Origin of the sequence: Soonwooa sp. (assembly GCF_030151385.1) — a bacterium.
GTDB lineage: Bacteria > Bacteroidota > Bacteroidia > Flavobacteriales > Weeksellaceae > Soonwooa.
In genome coordinates, this window is the sequence record NZ_JASLDS010000044.1 from 28408 (window position 1) to 53623 (window position 25216).

Sequence of the window (25216 nt, forward strand, 5' to 3'; positions counted from 1 at the left end):
GTAAAGTGCATTAACCGAGCATTAACCTTTCATTAACCGTTTTTGTTTAGAATTAAACAGAATTTTGCTGCATAAATCTTACATCATGAGAAAATTAGTTTTTATTCTATTAATACTTCCTCTTTGTTTTTTTGGACAAAAGAAAGTAGAAATTTCTATCGTCAACGAAAAGAAAGAATCCATCCCAAGTGCTAAAGTCGAGCTGTTTTCAAAATCTGGAGAATTGCTTCAAAGTCAAATGACCGACGAAAACGGAAAAGTTAGTTTTGACGTCGCGTCAGATGCTAAATTTGTTGTTCAGGATTTGGAATACGACTCGTTTTCAAAAGAATTTGATTTTGCAAACTTGACAGACCAACTGAAAATTGTCCTAAAAAAGCAAGAATCAGAAATCCAAGAAGTTGTTTTGACAAAGCAAAAACCTGTCGTTAAACGAAAAATTGACCGTTTAGAATTTAATGTTGAAAATTCTAATATTTCATCACTTAATGCTTGGGAAATTTTAAAGAAAACGCCAGGCGTTAATGTTATTGATAACACCATCAAAATAAAATCCTCGTCAGGAATTTTAATAACGATAAATGATAAAAAAGTGATGATGTCGGCTGATGAACTTCAGAATTTGTTGGAGAATACCTCTGGCGATGACATTAAATCTATTGAGGTTATTACCAATCCGCCCGCAAAATACGAAGCTTCGGGAAGTGCGGTTTTGAATATCGTTATGAAGAAAGCCAAACTCGAAGGTTACAAAGGCACGTTAAGTGGACGTTTTATTCAATCCAAATATGCAAAAGGCGCGGTGACGACTTCGCATCAATACAAGAAAGATAAATTTTCTACGATGTTGAGTTACTCCAAAGGTGCTGGCGATTATTTGCGTGAAGGAACCGATGTGGTCTATTATGAGGAAAGTGGTACGACGTGGAAAAGTATTATGAATCGTAAAGACAGCAACCATAACCAGAATACACTTAATTTTAGTGCGGATTATCAATTGGATTCTTTGACGAATTTTACGCTTAACTACACTGGTTATTTTAGTCCAAAAACAAAAGGACTTTATGATGTTCCAACGGAGATTACAAATGCCAATAATCAAGTTGAGTCTACTTATAGAACTTTAAATAACCATTATTGGAGAACAATTAACAATACTGTGAGTTTCCAAGCGGACAGAAAGTTCAACGAAAATTCTAGTTTAACTTGGATCAATTACTTTGCTACCAACAACTATAAGAAGTCTGAAGATATCCAAACGCATCTTAATTTTATTAATCAAGATCCTAAGTTTAGTCGTTTTGTCACCAATAATTTACAAGATATTAAACTGTTTTCGACGCAGTTGGATTATTCTTGGAAGAAAGATAGTTGGGAGGTCGAATCTGGCGCAAAATATTCTTTGGTAAAAACAAATAGTGTTTTGGGATTTGCCGATAACGAATTGGGAGAATTACAAAACCGTCCCGAAAAAGGTAATGATTTTGATTATAAAGAATACAATTTTGCGGCTTATGCATCTTTGGCTTTGGATCTGAAAAAGTGGAGTTTCAAAGCGGGATTGCGTGCTGAAAATACCTCTCTTACAGGTATTGTTTCTGATCCTTATGAAGTTAACAAAAACGATTATCTAAAGTTTTTTCCAACTTTTTATGCGCAGTATACGACAGACAACAAACATCAGTTTGGTTTCTCTTACGGAAAACGTATCAGCCGTCCAAGCTATTCCTGGTTGAATCCTGCAAAGTCCTACTATAACTTGTTTTCGTACTTCCAAGGTGATCCAGCTTTAAAGGCTACTATTGTTCATAATCTTAATTTTACCTATAATTTTAAAGAATGGAATTTTGACTTTTATTACAGAAAAGAAGTTGATCCATCGATGGAAATTTCTTATCAAGATCCCAAAACCAATCAGCTGATTTATCATTACACCAACATCCAAAAAGGTCAAGCTTATGGTGTGGATATTTACAAAAATTTTACCTTAAAAGATTGGTGGACGCTAAGTGTTTCTGAAACTCTGGAGCATAACGAAAATTACTTTTTCGGAGTTGATGGCAATTTGTACAAGAATAAAATTTTCGGTGCAAACTCTAATATTTCGACGAGCATCACTTTTGATAAAAAAACAGATTGGAACTTGCAAGTTGGTAATACGTTCTACACAGGCGCTGTCCAAGGCAATCTTAAAATTAGAGGAGCGTCAACGACTTATTTAATTATGAATCGTAAGTTTTATCAAAAAAGATTGGAAGCGAGTTTGTATTTTAATGATATTTTTAGAACTTCTGGCGATAAAATTTCTACGCGATATGCCAACCAAAATAACTATTTCTTAGACTATCGCGATGCGCAAAGTTTTTCGGTTACGCTTAAATACAATTTTGGAAACCAAAAATTAAAAGCAACTAAGAAAATTAAAAGTGCAGATGAGCAGGGCAGAATGTAAGCTTAAATTAATAAGAGTTTGAGATAAGAAAATTAACGTCAGTTCGAGTAGATTTTGCAAAAATCGTATCGAGAACTTTTCTCAAAAAACTTCTCGATACAAAATCTTTTAGATTTTTACTCGAAGGGACGACTGGGTGTTTTTTTCATACCGAATTATCCCAAGCATAGAAATTGCGTATCTTTATAACTTGTAAAATACGCAATTTTTGTTTCAGTAAATGAATATTTTAGACCTTGTAATTTTTGATCGAGAAAAAGTCACTTTGGATGATGTTGTTTTGAAAGACGCTAATAGAGCAGAGCTTCTACAACTTCTGAAAGAATACAAATACATCGAAGAACTCCGAAAGTATAATCTTCCTGTTAATAATAAATTGCTCTTGTCTGGGCATTCTGGTTGTGGCAAAACGATGACGGCGAAAGCAATTGCAACACAACTTAACAAGCCTTTGATGATTCTTGATCTTAGTACTTTTGTGTCTTCAAGAATTGGTGAGACTTCAAAGAATCTAAAACTTGTTTTTGAAAAAGCTGAACGTGACAAAGCGGTTTTGTTTTTGGATGAGTTCGATCATCTCGGGAAATCGCGAGGCAATGACGATCACGATGTTGGCGAAATGCGACGCTTGGTGAATGCGATGATTCAGTTGGTTGATAATTTTCCTGATAAAGCGCTTTTGATTGCGGCGACCAATCATCCTGAAATTATTGATGTTGCTTTGCTGCGACGTTTCCAAATTAAAATTACATACAAGATGCCAACCGATGAGGTTTTGGATAAATTCTATGATAAGCTTCTGACGGATTTCCCTGTCGATTTACAAGATTTTGAACGAAAGTACCATTTGTCTTTTGCCGAAGCTAAAGATTATGCTTTTACAAAAATGAAGTCTCGATTGATAGAATCTTTAGAAAAGAAAGAACTTTAGTATAAAATAACAAAGGCTTCCGAATGTGGAAGCCTTTATGTTATGTATGATTCTTTTATTAGATTTTTAATTTAATGTTTTAAGCATTAGACTAATTATGTTAGTAAAATATTAATTCGTATAAAATTATATTAAATTATTTGGATAACGTTTTTCATTTGTTAATTTTTTGATTGAAATTTTAAAATGTATATAACTTGTTTATGTTGTAAGACTTTGTTTGTTAGCTGTGTAGTTTCTTAAAACTGCATTTGTAGACTTTTTGTAGAGTTTCTATAACTGATAAAAAAATGTATTTTTGTTAGTGATAATTATAGATTTATGAAGAAGTTATTATTTAGTGCTGCTCTTTTTGCATTGTTTTCGCAAGTTTCTGCACAAGAACTTTATATGCCAAGAAATATTAAAAAAGCCTACGAAAAAGGTACACGAGATATTTCTGGAAAACCTGGAAAAAATTATTGGCAGAACAAAGGTGTTTATGATATCAAGGTAAAAGTAAATGCGGATACTAAAATAGTTTCTGGTTCGGAGACGATTTTGTATTCTAATAACAGCCCTGATGAGTTGAAAACTTTAGCCATTAGATTTGTTAATAATCTTCACAAGCCGCAATCGCCACGTTCAGGTTATGTTTCTAAAGATTTTTTAAGTGACGGTTTAACGATAAAATCCTTAATTGTCAATGGTGAGAAGTATAACATTAGTTCTGATTTTGGAACAGTAACTTCTGTGAAACTAAATAAAGCTTTAGCTTCTAATTCTAAAACCGAAATAAAAATTGAATGGGAATATCCTTTGTCTGTACAAAGTGGACGAGAGGGACAGATCGACCCAAATACTTTTTTTGTTGCTTATTCTTATCCTAGAGTGTCGGTGTACGACGATTATAATGGTTGGGATATGTTGCCACACTCGGACAGACAAGAGTTTTATAATGATTTTAATGATTATAGTTTTGAGATTTCTGCACCGAAAAATTATGTGGTTTGGTCAACAGGTGATTTTCTAAATCCCGAAGAAGTACTTCAACCAACTTTTCTGAAACGTTATAAAGAATCGCTTAAGTCTGACAAAATCATTCCTGTTGCCAACGAATCCGAAATGAAATCAGGATTGGTAACCAAACAAAATGATTGGAATGTTTGGAAGTTTAAAGCCAATCATATTTCTGATTTTACATTTGCGTTGAGCAATCATTATGTTTGGGACGCGTCAAGTGTCCAGCTAAAGTCAAAGCGTGTTAGCGTGCAATCTGGTTACAAAGTTGGCGCAAAAGATTTCGAACAATATACAGGATGGATGCGTTACAACATCGATTGGTTTTCCAAAAACTGGCCAGGTGTTGAGTATCCGTACAACGCGATGACGGCGATACAAGGTTATGCTGATATGGAATATCCAATGATGATTAACGATAGTACGGTTCCTGATGATTTGCAAGATGCGAGATTGACAGCCGATCACGAGATTGCCCACACCTATTTTCCGTTTTATATGGGAATTAACGAAACGCGTTACGCCTTTATGGACGAAGGTTGGGCAACAACTTTAGAATATCTAATTGGGATTGATCATTCTGGAAAAGAAGCCGCAGAAAAATTCTATAAAAACTTCCGAGTAAAGCGTTGGATTAATGACCCATCTACCGAGCAAGATCAGCCGATTATCACGATGAGTACGCAGGTTTCGGGTGCAGGTTATGGAAATAACTCTTATGTTAAAGCTTCGCTTTCTTATTTGGCGCTTAAAGATTATTTAGGTGATGCCTTGTTCAAAAAAGCCTTGCATCATTATATGGACAATTGGAACGGGAAGCATCCAATTCCGTGGGATTATTTTAACTCGATGAATACTGGATCTGGCAAGAATCTTAATTGGTTTTGGAACAATTGGTTTTACAGCAATTATTATATTGATTTAAAAATTAATTCGGTTTCTCAAAATAACAATACTGTTGATTTAAAAATTGATAATGTTGGAGGCTTTGCAATTCCGTTTGATGTGGTTTTAAAATTTGATGATAACTCTACACAATCCAAACATTACACACCAGAAGTTTGGGAGAAAAATCAAAAACAATTGTTATTAAATATTCCATCAAATAAAAAAGTAAAATCTGTAGAATTAGACGGAGGTTTGTTTATGGATTATACGCCAGATGATAATAGAAAGGATTTGTAAAATACAAGGAGCTACAATTTAATGATGTAGCTCTTTTTTATTGGTATTGATTTGTTGGAATACCATCAAAATAGTTTTCTTTAAAATTAGTTCTTAAAAATGTTTCAAAGTAATGCTGTTTCTGTATTAAATGATAAATTTGCAGCTATTATTAAATCGATTAAATATAAATTAAAAATTTTCAAATGAAAAAACACGTTATCTCGTTATTAGGCGTTGCAATTTTTAGTGTTTCTTGCGCGCATAAAGAAGATAAACAAGATACTAGCAAATATACGGATGATCAAAAAGCGTCTTATTATATTGGTTTGAATATCGCTCAAGGTATGAAGCAAGAAGGTTTTAAAGTTGACGCTGATCTTTTGGCTCGTGCTATCAAAGAAGAAATGGAAGGCAAAAAGAAATTATTGCCAGCTGAAGATATGAATAGCTTCATGCAATCTTTTATGCAAAAGCAGCACGAAAAAAAGCAAGCTGAAGCAGTAGCAGGTGCTGAAGAGAATAAAAAAGAAGGGCAAGTTTTTCTTTCGAAAAATAAAACCAACCCTAAAGTAAAGACAACTGCGACTGGTTTACAATATGAAGTTTTGCAAGAAGGTGATGGTAAAACAAAACCAAGCGCTTCAAGTGTTGTTGAAGTGAAATATACAGGAAAACTGTTGAACGGTACAGTGTTCGATTCTACCGATAAGCAAGGTGGAACGCCAGCAGAAATTAATTTGAATCAAGTGATTAAAGGTTGGACGGAAGGTATCCAGCTAATGAGCAAAGGTGCGAAATATAGATTTTATATTCCTTCGGACTTGGCTTATGGAGACCAAGGTGCTGGTGGTGTTATTCCTCCAGGATCTACGATTATTTTTGACGTAGATTTAGTCAATGTTAAATAAGAATAAGCTTCTAAAACTAAAAACCTCGACTAATATTTTAGTCGAGGTTTTTTAGTTTAATATGAAAAAAATTTAGTTTCTAATTATTCAGTTGGTCTAAAAACCAAACCACTTTCTGGGAAGTAATCCATGGTGATTCTGTCGCCGTCATTTACATTTCCAGCTAAGATTTCTTTAGATAACTTGTTCAAAACATCTTGCTGAATTACTCTTTTCAAAGGTCTTGCTCCGAAAACTGGGTCGTAACCTTTGTTCATTAAATAATCCAAAGCATCCTGAGTTGCGGTCATCATAATGTTTCTTTGAGCAAGAAGCGTATTCAAACCTCGCAATTGATACTGAACGATTTTTCCGATATTCTTTTTGGTTAAAGGTTGGAAGAGTACAATTTCATCAATTCTATTCAAGAATTCTGGTCTTAAACTTTGTTTTAAAAGGTCGAAAACCTCTTCCCTTGTTTTATCAAGAACTTCATCAAAATTGTTGTCATCTAATTTTTCGAAATTTTCTTGAATTAAATGCGAACCTAAATTCGAAGTCATAATGATAATCGAATTTTTGAAATTCACCACGCGACCTTTATTATCGGTTAAACGACCATCGTCCAAAACTTGCAATAGTGTATTGAAAACATCTGGATGCGCTTTTTCGATTTCGTCCAAAAGCACCACAGAATAAGGTCTCCTTCTCACGGCTTCCGTCAATTGTCCACCTTCATCATAACCAACGTATCCTGGAGGCGCACCAACCAAACGAGAAACGCTGTGACGCTCCTGATATTCGCTCATATCAATTCTCGTCATATTGTTTTCGTCATCGAAAAGCAATTCTGCCAAGGCTTTTGCCAACTCGGTTTTACCAACACCTGTTGTTCCTAAAAATAAGAACGAACCAATTGGTTTTTTGTCGTCGCTCAAACCAGCTCTGTTTCTACGGATAGCATCTGCAACGGCTTGTATTGCTTCGTCCTGACCAACCACACGTTTGTGCAATTCGTCTTCCAAGTGCAATAATTTTTCTCTTTCGGATTGAATTAATTTGGTTACCGGAATCCCAGTCCACTTTCCAATTACTTCTGCGATATTTTCAGAAGTTACTTCTTCTTTAATTAATTCGTTTTGATGGTTTTGCATTTCCAATTCCACCTTTTGAAGTTGGTCTTCTTTTTCGCGAAGTTTTCCGTATTGTATTTCGGCAACTTTTGCGTAGTCACCAGCTCTTGAAGCACGTTCAGCTTCCAGTTTTAGAGCTTCTATTTCTTTTTTAATGTTGGTTAAATCTTCAGATTTTTGTTTCTCTTTTAACCATTTTGCATTAATATTATTTCTTTGTTCAGTAATCTTCGATAAATCTTCTTTTAAATGGTCGATTTTCGTTTGGTTGCCTTCTCTTGAAATAGCAGCCAATTCGATTTCCATTTGCATGATTTTTCTATCCAAAACGTCCAATTCCTCAGGTTTAGAATTGATTTCCATTCTCAATTTTGCAGAAGCTTCATCAATCAAATCGATGGCTTTATCTGGTAAAAATCGGTCAGAAATATAACGCTGAGACATTTCTACAGCCGCAATAATCGCTTCGTCTTTGATACGAACTTTGTGGTGCGCCTCGTATTTATCTTTAATACCTCTCAAAATCGAAATCGCCGATTCTGTATCTGGCTCTTCTACCATTACTTTTTGAAAACGTCTTTCAAGGGCTTTATCTTTTTCAAAATATTTTTGATATTCATTCAAAGTGGTTGCTCCAATTGCACGAAGTTCTCCTCTTGCTAAAGCGGGTTTCAAGATATTTGCAGCGTCCATAGCACCTTCGCCACCGCCGGCGCCCACCAAAGTGTGGATTTCGTCGATGAAAAGGATGATTTGTCCATCAGATTTCGTTACTTCATTTACCACCGATTTCAGACGCTCTTCGAATTCACCTTTGTATTTTGCACCCGCAATCAAGGCGCCCATATCCAATGAATAAAGAGTTTTGTCCATCAAGTTTTCTGGAACGTCACCCGAAATAATTCTATGTGCGATTCCTTCTGCAATTGCGGTTTTACCAACACCAGGTTCCCCGATAAGGATTGGATTGTTTTTGGTTCTTCTCGAAAGGATTTGCAAAACTCTCCGGATTTCTTCGTCACGACCGATAACTGGGTCTAATTTCCCTTCAGCAGCAAGTTCGTTGAAGTTTTTCGCGTATTTATTTAAACTTTGATAAGTTTCCTCAGAACTTGCAGAAGTCGCTTTCGAACCTTTACGAAGTTCTTTAATTCCGCCTTCCAAAAGACTTTTTGTAACGCCCATGTCTTTTAACATTTGCGAAACTGGAGAATTTACTTCAATTAAAGACAACCAAAGATGCTCAATGGTAACGAACTCGTCGCCCATTTTTTTAGCAATATTCGGCGCGTCCAACAAAACTTTGTTTGCTGTCTGAGAAAGATAAATGTTTCCACCTTCAACTTTTGGAAGTTTCTCGATGCTTTCGCGGTTTCTGGCTCTTACCAAATCGGCGTCAGCTTCGGATTTTTTCAAAAGGAAAGGCGATATATTTTCATCCACTTGGAAGATTCCCTCCAAAAGATGTTGCGGTTCAATCTGTTGGTTGCCAAACTCCATTGCTACTTGTTGTGCAGCTTGGATGGCTTCTTGTGATTTTACAGTGTACTGATTTAAGTTCATATTATGTTGTGTGTTTTAATTCTATTTTGTTGTATTTGTTTACTTTTTTAACATTAAGGAATTCAGCATGATGCTAAATTGCCTTAATCGAAAACAGTTTAATGATTTCCTAAATTGAGCAAAGTTCTTTTTTCTTAAGTTGACTAGGTCGAACCTAAAGCTTTCTTAATGTTTAAATTTTAAGGATGAAATATCTTCATCTGCATTAAGAAGTTTGAAACTTTTTTAAAGTTTTTAGAGATTGAGTTTTAAACTATCTTTTGGAAACTACTTTCATATTGTCATTTAAAACTCAACTTCTAAATTCAATCATTTAATTCTAAATCTTAGTTTGCAAAAACTGTTCTTTTGTGAAATTCACTAAAAATTAAGCCAAAATTTCCGAAATATTAAAATTTAACCTAAGTTTAACTTGACAAAATTTCCGAATTGCTTGTTTTTGTAAGTTTTTGAGAGGTCATTATTTCCGATGTCTTTTGTTAGCGGGCTTTTCTAAATTAAGAATATTTGTTTAAAACAGAAGAAATAGATCTAGCTCGTTGCCAACATTGTAATGTGAAACTTTGATTTCTAATTTAGATTGATGCTAAATTATTTTTAAAGATAAATTGTAAATTAGAATATTGTTAAACTCTGAAAATTAGTAGCATGAAAAATTGGAAATTTGCTTCGTTTATCGAAGTTGATAAAGAATTTAGAGTAGAAGGTCTTAATATTTGGAACCATTATTGGCATTGCTATGATCGTAATGTGGAGGTTTTGCATCCTACAAAACATCATCAATACCGTTTTAAAGAATATGAAATACGTACGCCAGAAAAATCTGTGAATTTTGTCGCTGGTGAGTTTTCTGATGGGCAAATTGGGATTTTTCTCAAAGATGAATTACACGACGGAATTTTGTGAAATCATTGATTTAATAAAATGAATCACGCAAAATTTTTAGAATATTCGCAACACGCAGATAAAGTAGAACTGAAATATATGAAGCTAGAAAAGTTTCCTAAACATTTGGTTCATCACGCAAAATGTAAATTGATATTTTTATTTGCTTTTCTTTTTGCCTCCATTTTGGGATTCGGGCAAGACTTTGAGGAGTATTCGCAGCTTCCAAAATCTCTAGATTATCCTATTGAAGTTCGGATTTATAAATCCCGAGGCATTACTAACAGTGGGCAAGTGTTTCGAATGTACTTTGATAGCAAAGTTTGGAAATCGGAGATGATTCGATGGTTTTTGCCAAAGAATGGTTCTCAATCGGGAAGTGCTAAAGTGCCTATTCATGAGCCATTAGTTTCCAAAGATGGTGAAGAACGTTTGATCTTGGGTTTACAAGCGTTGAATATTGCTTATTTACCAATAGAATCCGCATTTGAATATAAAAAATCAAAGAACACCGTTGTTTGGAGTGAAGACGATAAGGCTTGGCTGATTGAAAAATCGATAGCATCGGTGGTAGACGGAAATACTTATACTGTATGGTATAAATCGGGAAAGCAAACCAATAAATTTACCTATTCAAATCCTGAAAGCTTTTTGAAAATCTACCCCAATATTAATGAGTTGACTTCTTTTGTAGAAATTTTAAAGTTTATTCGAGAGCAGTATGCAATTGATTTTTGATGTGCGCCAAGGAAGTTTTTATGTTAATGCTATTTTAAACTATGTGTCGCGTTTTAATTTCTTTATTCGGGTTTTGTAAGTCTGCAAATAGTTTTATCTTTGGGAAAACCCTGTTGGTATGTATACACAATTCGAAGTTGAATCCCATTTTGATGGGAGATTACAAGTTATATTTCTTAATCAGCCAGAAGTTTTTAACAGCCTAAATAAAGTGATGTTAAAAGAATTGCGTGTTGCTGTTGAAGCTTTTGGAAAAGATGAAAACGTAAGATGCATCGCTATTTCTGGTCGTGGAAAAGCCTTTTGCGCTGGTCAAAATTTAAAAGATGCTGTTGATCTTAAAGACCATGTTGATGATGACCGCGAAATCCAAAGAATGGTAATTGATTATTACAATCCTTTGGTTGAGGCGATTACGCATTCCAAAAAGCCGATTATCTCTTTGGTAAATGGTCCTGCCGTGGGTGCTGGTGCGATGTTAGCCTTAATTACTGATTTTACATTAGCAACGGAAAGTGCTTACTTTTCTTTAGCTTTTGCCAATATTGGATTAATTCCTGATACTGCCGGAACTTATTATTTGCCAAGACTTATTGGTCGTCAACTGGCGAGCTATCTTGCTTTTACTGGTAAAAAAGTACCTGCCATGGAAGCTAAAAAGTTAGGAATGATTGCAGATGTTTTCCCAGATGCAGAGTTTGCGGAGAAGTCTTTTGAAATCCTTGGACATCTTTCTTTTGCTGCAACTAAAGCGATTGGATTGACGAAGAAAGCTTTCTTCGAAGCTGAGTCTAACACTTTGAAAGAGCAATTGGATCTAGAGTCGATTTACCAACAATCTGCTGCGGAGTCGAGTGATTTTAGAGAAGGAATTACAGCTTTCTTAGAAAAGCGCAAACCAAATTATATCGGAAAATAGTATGAGCAATCCTTATTTTGAAGAAGCGCAAAAACTATATTCCGGAGATGCGTTTTCGCAATGGATGGGCGTTGAGTTGGTTGATGTTAAAGAAAACTATTGTCTTATCAAAATGCCTATAAAGGCGGAAATGATTAATGGATTAAAATCCGTTCACGGTGGTGTGACTTTTTCTTTGGCAGATTCGGCTTTGGCTTTTTCCTCAAACACGAAAGGTGACGCGGCGGTAGCGCTTAACTGTTATATTAACTTTATGAAAGCTGTTCGTCTCGGTGATACTTTAACCGCTGAAAGCATTATGTTAAATGACACGCGAAAAACAGCGGTATACGAGATTACGGTCAAAAATCAAGACAACGAATTGATGGCAACTTTCCGTGGTACGGTTTATAAAATCGGGAAGAAACTAGCTGATTTATAGTGAATTAGTTTTAAAATTGTAGAAAGTCCAAAATATTTTTTGGACTTTCATTTTTATTATTAACTTTGTATTTCAAAGTGCTTTATATGGAATCAAATAATATTCAAAACGATTTGCAACACATCCGTCAAATGATGGAGCGCAGTTCTAGGTTCATTTCTTTGAGTGGTTTGTCTGGTGTTTTTGCTGGAATTACTGCTTTGGTAGGTGCTTTTTTGGTTCATCAAGTTTTTCAAAGCGAGGGAGTTTCTTATTTTGATAATTCTGGACGCGTTTACGAATTCCATTTTGTTAGAAAGTTATTTTTAATAGGTTTAGGAATTTTAGTGATTGCTTTGTTCTTTGGATATTTTTTTACTGCTAGAAAGTCGAAACAACAAAATCAAAAAATTTGGGATGCGACGACAAAGCGTTTATTAATTAACTTTGCAATTCCGTTGGTAACAGGCGGTTTGTTTTGTATTGGTCTTGCTTATCAACATTACTTTGCGATGATTGCTCCGGCAACTTTGATATTTTATGGATTGGCTTTGGTCAATGCAGAACGTTATACTTTGACAGATGTCAAATATTTAGGAATTTCCGAAATTGTTCTTGGCTTACTATCCTTATTCTTTTTGGGATATGGATTGCTATTTTGGGCAATTGGTTTTGGCGTTTTGCATATCGTTTACGGTTTGGTGATGTATAAGAAATACGATTCGAAATAAGTTTAGAATTGTCAATATTTTTAGAAAATGCTTAATATTAATTTACTCAATAAAGAATTTGAAAGTAGGGTACGACTTGGGATCATGTCGGTACTTATGGTCAATGATTGGGTAGACTTTAACGAAATGAAACAGCTGTTAAACATCACAGATGGTAATTTGGCGAGTCACAGTTCGGCGTTAGAAAAGCATGCTTATATTGAAGTTAAAAAAGAGTTTGTTGGTAAGCGTCCGCGTACGTCATATCGTGTAACACAAGTTGGGAGAGAAGCGTTCCAGAAGCATATTGATGCTTTGGAAGCGATGTTGGGGAAATAGTATATTTTTTTTGTCTAAAAAACTTTGAAATACAAAGTGCTTTGTTTTATGAATAAATCAATGATTCTTTATGTGAAAATTAGTTGGATTCTAGGAGTCCTTTGTTGCGTGTTGAAAGATGTTTTACATGGCGAATTGACTTTTTTTCTAATCGTAATTTTAGTGCCCATTAATCTCTTAGTAACGATTTGTTTTCTGTTGTTTTTCGCTGTGATGTTATTTGTTTTTCCTGAAAAGAAAGAAGACTTCATCAAAACACAAATCTTGCTTTGTTGCAATTTTCCAATCGTGTTTCTCCTCTACATCATCATATTTTATTGAACTTTTAAATAATATAAAAATGAAAAAACTACATTTAATTTTATGCTTTAGCATTATGTTTTTCCTATTGTTCTATGACGAAACTGCAGGAATCAATTTGGCGTTATTAGGAAGTGCTTATGCCATCGTAATTTATGCTTTAACACCGAAATCCTTAAGAACGGAGCGGGTAAAAGTGATGTTAATTCTTAGCCTAATCTCTTGCGGTGCCTTTGCTTACTACGGCGATTTAATTTCTTTTTTCGCAATTATGATTTCTATTTTCATATTGCGTTTGTTTTCATTATCAAAAGAGCTAAAACCTGTTTTAACCTTTCTGGTCGTTATGTGGCAAGGCTTAAGTTTTCCGTTGCGATTTTTTAGTTTTAAAGAATGGGTTCCTAAAACCAATACAGAGAAATCTGTCCAAAAAGTCTTGGCAGTGGTGATTATTCCGAGTGTTTTTCTGATGGTATTTTTTGCGATCTATACCTATGGAAGTGATACTTTTGCGAATTTTTTTGGTAACATCAATTTCAATTTTAATTTCGCTCAAGCTTTTTTTATCAGTCTTTTAGGTTTTTTTATTGCATTTAATATTTGGAATATTACGATTCCGAGTTTTGTGTATTCGGCGAACCATCATTTCAGAAATGATTTTGCCAATGAGGATATTATTCGCAAGCCGACTTTTGATTTTTTAGATTTAAATCTTGAGCGTTTGAGCGGCGTTGTTTCTTTGCTATTGTTAAATGTTATGCTTGTTTTCTTTTTGATAAGTTTTAATTACGAACAATTCTATGTTGGCGAATCCTCGGCTGCCGAACTTTCTGGCGAAACGCACGAACGCGTTAATGCGGTTATTCTAAGTATCATTATGGCGGTTTTGGTGATTATGTTTTATTTTAAATCTTATTTTAATTTTGATAAACAAGCTGTTTGGTTGCGCCGTTTTGTATATGTGTGGATTTTGCTAAATATCCTTTTGGTCGTTTCGGCTTTACTGAAGAATGTCGAATATGTTACCGAGTTTGGTTTGACATACAAAAGATTAGGTGTTTTTGCTTTTCTGTTGCTAGCTTTTCTGGGTTTGGTTTTTACTTTTTTGAAAATTTATTATCGAAAAACAAATCTTTTCTTGGTCAATACAATGCTTTGGGCTTTTTATGGAACAATTTTAGCTTGTAGTGTGGTCAATTGGGGAAGCTTGGTGACTTCTTATAATTTGGCTCACAAGAAAGGCGATTTGAGTTATTTAGAAAGTCTTAACTTTAACGATCATATCTTAAGGGAGCGAAATCCAATTTATGAAAGTAAGGATTATTTTCAATATAAAATGAAAACGGATTATTCTAGTTTTCTGTCAAAAAGTATTTATTATGAAACATTATCTCAACAAAAACCTTAATCTTACACTACTTGCAGTTGTACTTTTAGCTGTCGTTTCTTGTAAAAAAGATGGCGACAAATTGCCAACTGAAGTTAAGCGCGACACCATTACAGTCATCGAAAAACCAGCTGATACACTAACTACCGTGCTTAACAGAAAAACAGAAACCAACCAATTCATTATTGACGTGGATGCCAGCAAAACGCCTGTGAAGTTGGTGGAAGAAGTGAAACTCCAAGATCAGCAAATTATTCTAAGGCTTTTGAATTATGATAAGCCAACGCTGAAAGCTTTTATCAAACCTGAACAAGCGGACATGAATATCCGTATTAATCAAATTAGGATTCCAGATAATACTTTTGATGGACCTTTTAGTCAGACCATAGAATACAAAACACCGCAAAAAGGCGAGTATTGGTTGGTGATTTCTAAAAACAATATGGCTTCTGGAAATCCTTTGGGTAAGTTTTATATTCAAGTGGATTAAGTGAAGTTTTATAAACTAGAAATTTCGTTTAAGAATCCAATTCCCAGCATAACAAAAAAGAATCTCAACTGAGATTCTTTTTTATTTATTTCAAACTTTGGATAGCAAGTTGGTAACCTTTCATTCCAAAACCGCTGAGGACGGCGTCGCATTGTTCTGCTGTGACCGACTTCTTTCGGAATTCTTCTCTTTTGTAGATATTGCTAATATGAACTTCTATTTTCGGCTTCGAAATATTTTTTAAACAATCTGCAATCGCAAAAGAATAATGTGTGAAAGCTCCTGGATTAATCACCAAAGCATCAAAATCATCTTCTTGTAAGCGGTTGATAATTTCGCCCTCGATATTGGATTGATAATATAAAATCTCATCATTCGCGAATTCTTTTTTTAATAAATCAAGACGCGCTTCCATAGTTTCGGAACCATAAATGTCGGGTTCGCGTGTTCCCAAAAGGTTAAGGTTGGGACCGTTGATGATGAGGATTTTCATTGTTTAAAAAAATTGATTTTCAAAGTTAGTGATTTCAAAAATTTAAGAAAAGTTTTTAACCAAGTTCTAAGAGCCTGTTTAAATTTTATTGATAAAATTTTCATAGCTATTTTGAGATGAATTTTTTATTTCATATTTGAAGATTTAGTGGGCTAAATCAAAAATGAGAAGCAAAAAATTGGCTTAAAAGAGCATTAAAATTTAGCAAAGAGGATCTGAATAGTTTAAAAATATGTTTCGGTAAAATTTTTAATCAGGCTCTAAAACTATTTTATAATCGTAACACGTTTTCCTTCTGTATGAGCGCTCATTGCTGGTGCGTACATATTTTCAAAAGTGGTGATGCCGTCCGAAAATTCGCCAATGTTGTTGGCTTTTAATTGATATTCGAATGTATAAATTCCTTTTGGAAGGAAATTAAAAAAGAAGTGCGTCGCCACATCTTTTGTGCTTTCGTAATAACCTGCGCCGTTTTGCCATTTGTAAGTTGATAAAACATTAACAGGTTCAAAACCGCTTGCTCGTAAATCTTTAAGATGGATATATTCCATATCGCGGTCGGTTTTTATCACCAATCTTACGACAACCACGTCGCCCAAACGAATCTGTTGACCTTCAGTAACTTCGCGAAGTTTGGTTTCTGGACCATCATTTGTTTGAACAAAAAGTTTCTTTTCTATTGCAACATTCGAGGAGTTGTGAGCGGTGATGGCATCCATGTTTTCATAATACAAACGGTACATGCCACCCCAAGCAACGCCTGGACTTGTTTTGCTGACTTTCAATTTCCCTTTATCAGGTGTAATGTCTTTCCAATAATAGGATTTTTTGAAGAATCCAGCTTCCGAGGTTTTAACGCCTGGCGTATTTTGATCCAAGACTGTTTCTCCCAATTTCATGGAAATTCCTTTTTCTGAATCGATCCAAGATTTACCATAATTGAGCAGTGCATAGACCGCTTCGGTTGTGGATTTTGTAGTTCCCCAACTTTCCGTTTGTTTGTTGCGAAGAAGCCAGATTTTCATTTCTTCAACGCTTTTTGTATCTTCTGGAGTTGCTTCTGCGAAAGCTTCTATCAACATCGCTTGCGTCTCGATTGGCGCTTGGTACCAATACCAACCATTGAGATTATTTTCCCAATACATTCCATTTTCTTCTGTAGTCGTTGCCGATTTTTTTAGAGTTGCAACGCATTTTTTTGCCAAATCATTATAGCCGAAACGTTGCAAGAATGTCGTGATCATCGCTTGGTGATAAAGGCTGTAGTCGTCAAAATTTTCTGTATAGCTTTTTGCAACTGTTGTTAGAACTTTTTTTAGTTCTGATGGAATTTCTTTTTTCTTAGTCCAATAACTGCGGTAATAAAAGTAATCTGCATAATCGTTGAGGTCTAATTTTGACGAAACTTTTCGGTCTTCGATGAGTTTGTCATAATATTCTTTATCCAAATAATCGATAGAGTTGGAAATCACTTTATTAATTTGGTTGGTGAAAAACTCATCCGATTGACCTTTTAGCATTTTTTCCAATTTTCCGAAACCTGCCAAAATATGCCCAGAAACGATTTTATCTTTATTGCCACCTGGGAACCATGAGAAACTGCCATCAGGGTTTTGTCTATCCACAAGGTCGCGTTGTGCTTTCTTGAGGTCGCGCTGCATTTTGTTTAAATTAAAAAATAAAGCCAATTGTTTCATTTGCTCCTTTTCGTCTTTAATACTGCTAAGCCAAGGCGTTTCTTCGATAAGAAGTGATTTTAATTCTTGATTGGCTTCAAGTGGATTGGCCGGCGTTTCTTTGGCATTCCATTCATCAAAAATCTTTTTTATTTTCGGTGACGAATTCATAATGTAAGTCGACAACATATTTCCGTAAAGTCTACTGAAAAGCTGTTCCGAACATTCGTGAGGATAGGTTCTGAGATACGGAATCGACATCACCGCAAACCAAAGTGGATTGGTGGTCATCTCAACTGTTAGGTTAAAATTGGCTGCCGAAGTCGAAGTTCCGTTTAACAAAGAATTCATGGTGAACGTTTTGTTTTGACCTTCTTTAATGAAAATCGGAAGCGTTTCGCTTAACAAAATTCGGTCTGCTAAAATCGGAATTGTACTTTCTTCGCCATCCGAGAAATCTTTGCTTTTTGCTAAAACTCTGTAGCCAACATTATCCATTGCTTTTGGAACTTTGATGGTCCAGTTAACTTCTGACGAAGCTTTTGCTGCGATTTTCACTTTTCTAAGATTATCGGTATTTACAAATGCCGAGTCCAAAACTTTGTTGGTAATTGGGTCAAAAAGTTGAAGCATTACATCAGGCGAAAGCTCTTTGTCCGAAAGATTATCCAGCTTGGTAGACAATTGTATTTTGTCGCCTTGTCTTAAAAATCGTGGCGGATTTGGCGTGAGCATTAGCTCTTTTTGCGTTTGGGTATAATAGGTTGCAGAACCAGTTTTTAAATCTTTGGTATGCGCAAAAAGCAGAAGCTTCCATTGCGTTAATGCTTCTGGAGAATTAAATTCTAACTTGATGTTACCTTCCGAATCTGTATAAAGATTTGGCATGAAGAACGCCGTTTCGTTGAGGTTGGTTCTGGCTTTTACATTATTTAGAAGTTCTTGCTGTAAAGCCTTTTTAGTGATAATCACCGTTGCGCCGTTCGCCGCTTGTTGACCATAGAGTGCAACAGCTTCTGCAGGACTTAGTTGTCTGAGTTCTGCGATTTCGTCTGCGGGAATTTCTTTCTCAAGTATTTTTCCGTCAACAATTGTAACTGCGGCGGTTGATTCTGTTTTTTTAGTGGCTAAACCTGTTACAACAACCTCTGATATCATATAATCATTTTGTACGGGACTTCCCAAAGCTCTAGAATTATAGTCGCTTAATTGTCTGATGTCGGTATAATCAAACGCGGGAACATTTGGCGTTTGAAAATTATTATATTTTGACATTCTATATTTTGTGCCATAATCGAAAGATTCAAATTTTGATGTTGCAAGAAAAGTGCTCAGAAAATCTTGAGTGCGATTGTAGTAATTATCATAATTGTAGTAAAAATATCGATCATAAACCTGCGGCACATACGGCGTAAATTTGAAATCATTTTTTGCAAACTTATCCAAAGACGAATCATACATCGCTGCAAGAACTTCTGCATTAATCTTGTCCTTATCCTTTCCTTTGATGGTCAATATCCATTTTTCTGGAACGCCAGGTTGAATTTTGTCTCGGAAAACTTGGGTGCTGATTTCTAATTCACGGTTAATATTTTCTTTAACATCTATATTAAATCGTCCAGATGCAAAATCGTTATCGTGGATAAAATCGTATTCTAAATAAATTCCTTTTTTTAGGTCATTGTCTGTTGGCGTATAATTGACATCTGTTTTTCCGTTTTTAAGTGCGATTTGTTGATAGGCTTCGGGAACATTGTTTTTCCACAATCTGTAATTAACAAATCCTTCTTTGAAATCTGATAAAAAACTAATCGTCATTTTTTGCCCTACTTGGTAAGAATCTTTATCCAGTCGAACCGCAAAATAGGTCGGAATTCCATTTTTCAAAGTTTCGTCATCAATCACTTCTACAATTTTGTAATTTTTAATGGTGTCACGATCGACGATCGATTCAGCTTCGATAAGGTATTTTCCGGCTTGTATGTTTTTGTTAAGTTTTATCTTTTCGCCATCAGAGGTTTTAAAAGTTTTAGAAAAGACATTTTCTCCTTTTAGTAAAGGTTTTTCCGTCTCTAATGCGTAATAACTGATATGCGGAAAATAGGCATCATACAAATCTTTGCTGTACAATGTATAAGGCAAAATATCTTTGTTAGAAGATCGATTGTATCTTCTGTTATCATAGTTTTGGTTCGCATATTTTGGAAGCAGGATTTTTTCTTCGGTTTTAAGTTTAGTAATTTTAATGTTTCCTTGGGAATCAATTTTTTCATTGTTAAGATTGCTGACCGAAATATTTAGGTTATTCCATTCACTTTGCAACATTCTCTCAGGGATGTCAATACTCAATTTTGCTTTTAGGTCGCCAACAGTTACATAGGAATCTTTGTTTTGTGATTCGCCATTAATATCTGTAACATAAACGGAAACCGAATATTGATAACTTCTTGGCTTAATTACCGATTTATCATCTGCTAAAGCTTCAAAATCGAAACTGAAATTTCCGTTCTCGTCGGTGGTTGTTTCGCCTTGTTTTATTTCTGTTAAAGGTGAAGAATAGGTTGGGTAATAATAATCGTAATAATAGTTTCTCCAAATACGAATTTCTTGTCGCTGGATTTTGTATTTAACATTAGCATTGGCAATATTAGCACCCGAAAAAGCTTCGCCTTTTCCAGTGATTTTTACCTTGTCGCCAAGTTTGTAAGTTTCTTTAACGGGATTAATTTTAACCTGAAACTTAGGACGTTTATATTCTTCGACACGAAAATCAACATCTCCATTGATGGTATATTCATCATCATCTTTTTTGGGACTGGGTTTAGGTAGTTTGGCAGTTAGGTTTATATAAAATTGACCTGTTAATCCACCAGAAGGCAACATAAATTCGCCAGAGATACTTCCGAACTCATTGGTGATGGCATCTTGCTTCGCAACTTCTTTCCCGTTCGAATCTTGTAATGTTACGCTTACTTTTTGCTTAGGAAGTACTTTTGTTTTTTCAAAACATTCTTGCGCTAAAATCGCTTTGTAAAAAACCTTTTGCCCTGGACGATAGATAGCGCGGTCGGTAAATGCAATAAAGCTTTTTCTGATAGGTTCTGCAGTGTCTTGTTTCTCTTCTTTATCGTTGTTAAAGCGATTGTAGCTGTCGCCAAGCGATAAATAGTCTTTAGTAATTGGGAAATAGATGATTGTATTTCTATAATCTCGATCTTTAGATTTTTCAAGAGTTAATATACCTGAAGAATCGGTTGTTCCACTTCCAGTTTTTATAAGTTTGTTTTCGCGCTTTTCATTGTATTTATGGTCATAATCATCAATGTTTTGATACATAATATAAGCGGTATTATTGAAACTTTGTCCTGTTTTACTATTTAGGACTTGGAAGCTGACTTTGCTGTTGTCTTCACTACGCTTCACGTATTGCCAATCTGTGATGGCAATATTTTGCGTTTGCAGTTTTCCATTCAGATATGTACTGATATTATAGTAGCCGTTTTCCAATGGTGACAGCGCAACATAGGTTTGATGGCTTTTGTAATCGTTAAATTTTTTGAGCTCGATATTGTCTTTACGAAAATCTTTTTCGACCAGCTCACGGTTTTTATTTGTGTTTTGTAAATCGCGAGCATTGTAGTTTTGCCAATTAATCTCTTTACTAAAATCTAAACGCGGTGAAAGTTTGCTGTAACTTATCTCAAAGTTATCTGTATTTTGGTGTGTTACCTTTATCGGAATATATTCTCCAGGAAGATTTTTGGAAAAGAATTCTAAATTGACAGATTTGCTTTCTAAGCTATTGATTAAATTTTTACAATGTTTATTCCAGTCCGAGTTTGGAAACTGCGTAATGGCTCTTTCGCAACTTTGGTGTGCGTTTATGAAATTGTTGGGATTATCTTCTTCTTTTTGTAATGATGCAATTTGGTATAGTAAATAAGCCGAGAATTCTTCCTGTGGATAGTCTTTAACAATGTTTAGCAATTGCGAAATTTGAGAATCGGAACTGCCTTTTACTTGAGTACTTTTTAAATAAATAAAAGCTGTTTTGTCCTTGTCATTTTGATGGAAGTTGTATAGACGCTTGTTAATGTCTTCGATTTTTGACTGTTTAGTATTGTCATAATCAAAAGGAAGTCTGTCCAGAAATGAAAGATAATAAGTTGCAATCATATCATACAAAGTTGGCTTGTACTTGATGTATTCTCGATTGGTGATAATTTGCTTCCAGTTTTCTGTTTTTTGTTTCTGAAGCTCTGTTTGATTGCTAAGTGCTTCTTGGTAAAGTCGATCGGCTTCATGGTAGAAATCGTTGATCGCCCAAGTCCTATAATCTTCTGGAAGCTTCTCCAAAGATGTAATATTAGTGGACTTAACACGATACGAATACCTGTCAATATAAGAAAGGTAGATATTGGCAAGATAGAATTGAAGAATCCCTTTTTTGAGACCATTGCTTTCTGCAATATACTTTCTGAGCATTATAATATAATCATCTTCTCCAAGGTTGAACGCATCCTTGTCAAGATGATGAGCGTTCATCACAATGGAGTGGATTTGGACTTGCAAAGAGTCTTTGGGGTTGGGTGTAGAAAGAAAGAAATGGCTAGGCTCGCCATATACGATTGGAGGAAGTGGTGCTTTAACTTTTTTGCGAACCGGAACTTGGCTGAAAGCAAAATTCGATGTCAAAATTAAAACCAAAAGGCAATATATTTTGTTGGATAATTTCATAGTTTGTGTTTTAGAATTATTCTTGAACGAAATTTGGAATCTCAATACGGTCTCCATTGTTTCTGGGAATAAAGAATCCTCCATTTTCGCGCATCATAATATATTTGTCATTGGCAATTTTGAAATATATAAGAGCAGATTCTTTTTTGATATTTTCAGACGCTAATTTTGCGCTAATATTTTTAGCCATAAATTCTGGCGAATCAAAATACAGTTCTTCTGTTACATTTTTGTCTATTGTCGGTTTGCTTTTCCATTTTTTGTTTGCAAAACGTTTGTAGATTTGTTCTTTATTAAGATTCAAAATTTCTGAAACAGGGATAAGTTTGGTTTCGCTGTCAAGATATTCTTTCATTTCTTTCCAAACAGAATTACTATAATTATTCCAAGTAAGGCGCATGAATTTTGTGTTGTTGTCCGAAAAAATATTGTAATCTGTTTCTCGGTACTTATCTAGACTAGGATGTTTTTCTAAGAAATGCAGTGTTCCTCGATAAATGATGATGTGGCTAATGTTACGGGTTTCAACCTCCGAAAAAGGGAAACTTTTGTATTCTATAAAAGTCGGAGAATTTTCGATGTAACTTTTGGTATTGGCGTAGTAGTAAGTTCTTCCATTTTTCAATTGACGACTTGGATAATAGTAAGAAAGGCTATCAAGGGATTGAAGTAGGTTTCCGTTTTCGTCATAGTTTTTCTCACTAATCGTTTTACCATCAAATACTTGGTATTCTACGGCGGTTTTTAAAGTGTTTTTCCAATAAGTAATCCTTGTCGTGAGTTGTGGAGCCTCTTCGGATTTTTGAATATCGATGTGTTCATTATTTTTAGTCTTTTTGTTGTAACGATAATAGTAAGTATTTGGAAGTGAAGAATTTCCGATGGTTCCCGATATTAAACTTCCATTTTTATAGATAGCTTCTCCTAAAATGCTGCCATCAATTTTGTATTCTATTGTTTTGCCATGTTTTAGGCTATCTCCATATTCAATGGTTTTCCATAAATTGCCGTTATCAAAATAATAGCTAAGTTTTTTTTGTTTGCTTTTATTGATGTAAGATTCGGAAGAGTAACTTGTGCCATCAGAGCTGTACCAATAGATATCACCAACATAATTCTGGTCTACAGCATCTGCGTAGTAACCTTGCATTTGCAATTTATCTGTGTCTGAATAATAGTCGCGTAACAACTCTAGATTTGCCAACTTTGGTAAAGGCAGTTTTCGATAGTAGTAAGCTTTTGACTTTGTCGTTTCTTTCCAATTGCCATCAAAATACAAAGTTTTGTCTTGTGAAAAAACCAGAAAAGAAAATAGAACAGAAAGTATGAGAAGTTGTTTTTTTATCATTTGATTTGTGTTTTAAAAGTGACTAAAATTAATTTCTTGTTTGCACAACAACTGATTGTACCTTGTCATCCGCATCATAAGTTATAATCTTGCCTTCGCAGTTTTTGTCAATCAAGGATTTTGTAAGGCTTACTTTTTTCTTCCCAGCGTCTGATACAGAATATTGAATACCATTTCCTGCTTCAGTAACATATTTTGTCTGAACTCTATTGTTGGCATCAAGAACCTCAAAGTCTGTATAACGCACTGTTTTGTCATTTGGATAATGAAAAATAATCGAACGCTCCAACTTTTCGTTGTCATAGGTTTTTTCAGCTAAAACTCTTCCGATAATATCATAAGTATAGCGTTGCTCGCTACTTGGATTCGTGCTTCGGTTGAAGTTTACTTTTTTGTCAACTCTTCCAAGATTGTTTAGGTAGAAATCTTCGCGACGATTTCCATCAGCCACAACAACAAATTTATCTTTTAAATACTTAAATACTATGCTCGATTCTCTTTTGTTGTTTTCGTAACTCGTGATGGAATCTAACAAGCCAAGTTTGTTAAAGTAATATTTGGTTGTGTTAATCGTGTTCTCGCGAGTGTACGAAGATCCAAGAAGTTTGCCTTCTAAGTAATGATTTGTCATTTCGTAGATTTTATTCTTCATTTCCAAATCAGAATAAATATCATATTTTATTTTGCCATTACATCGATTATCATTGATTAAAAGAGGCATCGGAAAGTAAACAGTGTTGCTGTTTTTGATAATATTATCGGCATATTTGTAATCAGGCACGAAAGGAATTGCCCAGATGGAATCTACTACACGAGAAAAGTTATTGTTTGTTTTTGCTTTTGTAGTGTTTTGCGGCGAACTTGAAAGTTGTGATGGCGTTGCTGTAATGTATTTGTTAATGAACTTTTCGAAGTTTTTTTTGTTGTACTCGACAATGGGTTGGTGTTCACCATCAAATAATACCAGCGCTGTAGGTTTGGTTAATTTGTTAACTTCCACATACCAAGTTGTCTTTTCATTTGAAAATTTGAAAGTTTTAGCATTAGTCCTTCCAACAAATAATCGGTCTGTAGCACCACCAAAATAATTATAATACTTGTTGGAAATTTCTTTGTAGTCCTCCAATTCTTGGTCCGAGGCTTTTAGATTTTCATTAATGACAAAGAATAAAGCTTGGGTAGGTTTTGTTATTCCAAAATCTGTTTTGTCTGTCGTTGTCGCAAGCCGAATAGGATTGCTGGCACAAGAACAAACTATTATTAAAACTAATAAATAGTAGTTTTTCATCATTTTTTTTTAGGCTTTTTATTAAATTTTAAACAAGACAGAACTAAATCTTAACCTGATAAAAATTTAATTGTACTAAAAATACTAAAAATGATGTTGTAAATAATGTAAATTTTTAATTAAAAATCAAAAAGAGCAAAAGCGGATTGGATAGATAATGAAGTGGGAGAGAAGTTATCAGGTTTGCTATCTTTTAATTTCGATAGCTTAACGAAAATATTTGATTAGGTCTAAACACAAAAAAACCTTCAGAAAAGTCTGAAGGTTTTAAGTAGCCCGTAGGGGAATCGAACCCCTCTTACCAGAATGAAAATCTGAGGTCCTAACCGATAGACGAACGGGCCATTTTATCGTCTTACGCTAACTTGTTAACG

General features: G+C 34.7%; 17 protein-coding genes and 1 tRNA gene. 12 read left to right on the forward strand and 6 right to left on the reverse strand.

Annotated features, from left to right (window positions below; all coding sequences use genetic code 11):
• The first annotated feature begins 85 nt into the window (after positions 1 to 85).
• The 4 genes from Q1V95_RS07475 (at position 86) to Q1V95_RS07490 (ending at position 6457) form a co-directional block, all read left to right on the forward strand.
• Complete coding sequence (locus tag Q1V95_RS07475) at positions 86 to 2452, forward strand: outer membrane beta-barrel protein (RefSeq protein ID WP_300672303.1); 2367 nt, start codon at positions 86 to 88, stop codon at positions 2450 to 2452.
• 220 nt (positions 2453 to 2672) lie between these two features.
• A complete protein-coding gene (locus Q1V95_RS07480; RefSeq protein ID WP_300672305.1) occupies positions 2673 to 3383 on the forward strand; it encodes an ATP-binding protein in 711 nt (236 codons plus the stop codon).
• 321 nt (positions 3384 to 3704) lie between these two features.
• On the forward strand, positions 3705 to 5567 hold the full coding sequence (locus tag Q1V95_RS07485; protein ID WP_300672307.1) for a M1 family metallopeptidase: 1863 nt from the start codon (positions 3705 to 3707) through the stop codon (positions 5565 to 5567).
• Between the two features lie 185 nt (positions 5568 to 5752).
• Positions 5753 to 6457 (forward strand): FKBP-type peptidyl-prolyl cis-trans isomerase, encoded by a 705-nt coding sequence (locus tag Q1V95_RS07490; protein WP_300672309.1) that lies wholly within the window; start codon positions 5753 to 5755, stop codon positions 6455 to 6457.
• A gap of 83 nt (positions 6458 to 6540) precedes the next feature.
• Here the strand turns inward: Q1V95_RS07490 and clpB are convergent, their stop codons facing one another.
• On the reverse strand, positions 6541 to 9132 hold the full coding sequence (gene clpB / locus Q1V95_RS07495; protein ID WP_300672311.1) for an ATP-dependent chaperone ClpB: 2592 nt from the start codon (positions 9130 to 9132) through the stop codon (positions 6541 to 6543).
• 648 nt (positions 9133 to 9780) lie between these two features.
• On the opposite strand from clpB, the gene Q1V95_RS07500 reads away from it, so the two are divergent.
• The 8 genes from Q1V95_RS07500 (at position 9781) to Q1V95_RS07535 (ending at position 15300) form a co-directional block, all read left to right on the forward strand.
• Complete coding sequence (locus Q1V95_RS07500) at positions 9781 to 10038, forward strand: hypothetical protein (protein ID WP_300672313.1); 258 nt, start codon at positions 9781 to 9783, stop codon at positions 10036 to 10038.
• 18 nt (positions 10039 to 10056) lie between these two features.
• On the forward strand, positions 10057 to 10755 hold the full coding sequence (locus Q1V95_RS07505; RefSeq protein ID WP_300672315.1) for a hypothetical protein: 699 nt from the start codon (positions 10057 to 10059) through the stop codon (positions 10753 to 10755).
• A gap of 118 nt (positions 10756 to 10873) precedes the next feature.
• Positions 10874 to 11674, forward strand: coding sequence for an enoyl-CoA hydratase-related protein (locus Q1V95_RS07510; protein ID WP_300672317.1), 801 nt, complete (start codon positions 10874 to 10876; stop codon positions 11672 to 11674).
• A gap of 1 nt (position 11675) precedes the next feature.
• Entirely contained in the window at positions 11676 to 12095 is a 420-nt protein-coding gene (locus Q1V95_RS07515; RefSeq protein ID WP_300672319.1) for a hotdog fold thioesterase, read from the forward strand.
• Positions 12096 to 12181: 86 nt separating this feature from the next.
• Positions 12182 to 12805: a hypothetical protein gene (locus Q1V95_RS07520; protein ID WP_300672321.1), complete on the forward strand. Its 624-nt coding sequence runs from the start codon at positions 12182 to 12184 to the stop codon at positions 12803 to 12805.
• Between the two features lie 27 nt (positions 12806 to 12832).
• Positions 12833 to 13123: a transcriptional regulator gene (locus Q1V95_RS07525; RefSeq protein ID WP_300672323.1), complete on the forward strand. Its 291-nt coding sequence runs from the start codon at positions 12833 to 12835 to the stop codon at positions 13121 to 13123.
• A gap of 340 nt (positions 13124 to 13463) precedes the next feature.
• Positions 13464 to 14831 carry a DUF4153 domain-containing protein gene (locus Q1V95_RS07530; protein WP_300672325.1) on the forward strand — a complete coding sequence of 456 codons (1368 nt, stop codon included), beginning with the start codon at positions 13464 to 13466 and terminating at the stop codon, positions 14829 to 14831.
• The gene (locus tag Q1V95_RS07535; protein ID WP_300672327.1) at positions 14803 to 15300 is read left to right on the forward strand and encodes a hypothetical protein; all 498 of its coding nucleotides are present in this window, start codon (positions 14803 to 14805) and stop codon (positions 15298 to 15300) included. The genes Q1V95_RS07530 and Q1V95_RS07535 overlap by 29 nt, the downstream gene beginning before the upstream one ends.
• An 85-nt stretch (positions 15301 to 15385) precedes the next feature.
• On the opposite strand, the gene Q1V95_RS07540 is transcribed toward Q1V95_RS07535, so the two are convergent.
• From Q1V95_RS07540 to Q1V95_RS07560, 5 genes are all read right to left on the reverse strand, one after another.
• Positions 15386 to 15793, reverse strand: a complete 408-nt coding sequence (locus Q1V95_RS07540) for a type II 3-dehydroquinate dehydratase (RefSeq protein ID WP_300672329.1) — start codon at positions 15791 to 15793, stop codon at positions 15386 to 15388.
• A 266-nt stretch (positions 15794 to 16059) separates the two neighbouring features.
• The gene (locus tag Q1V95_RS07545) at positions 16060 to 22206 is read right to left on the reverse strand and encodes an MG2 domain-containing protein (protein WP_300672331.1); all 6147 of its coding nucleotides are present in this window, start codon (positions 22204 to 22206) and stop codon (positions 16060 to 16062) included.
• Between the two features lie 16 nt (positions 22207 to 22222).
• Positions 22223 to 23554 (reverse strand): hypothetical protein, encoded by a 1332-nt coding sequence (locus Q1V95_RS07550; protein WP_300672333.1) that lies wholly within the window; start codon positions 23552 to 23554, stop codon positions 22223 to 22225.
• 28 nt (positions 23555 to 23582) lie between these two features.
• Positions 23583 to 24845: a hypothetical protein gene (locus tag Q1V95_RS07555; RefSeq protein WP_300672335.1), complete on the reverse strand. Its 1263-nt coding sequence runs from the start codon at positions 24843 to 24845 to the stop codon at positions 23583 to 23585.
• Positions 24846 to 25114: 269 nt separating this feature from the next.
• A tRNA-Glu gene (locus tag Q1V95_RS07560) sits at positions 25115 to 25186 on the reverse strand.
• Positions 25187 to 25216 lie beyond the last annotated feature (30 nt).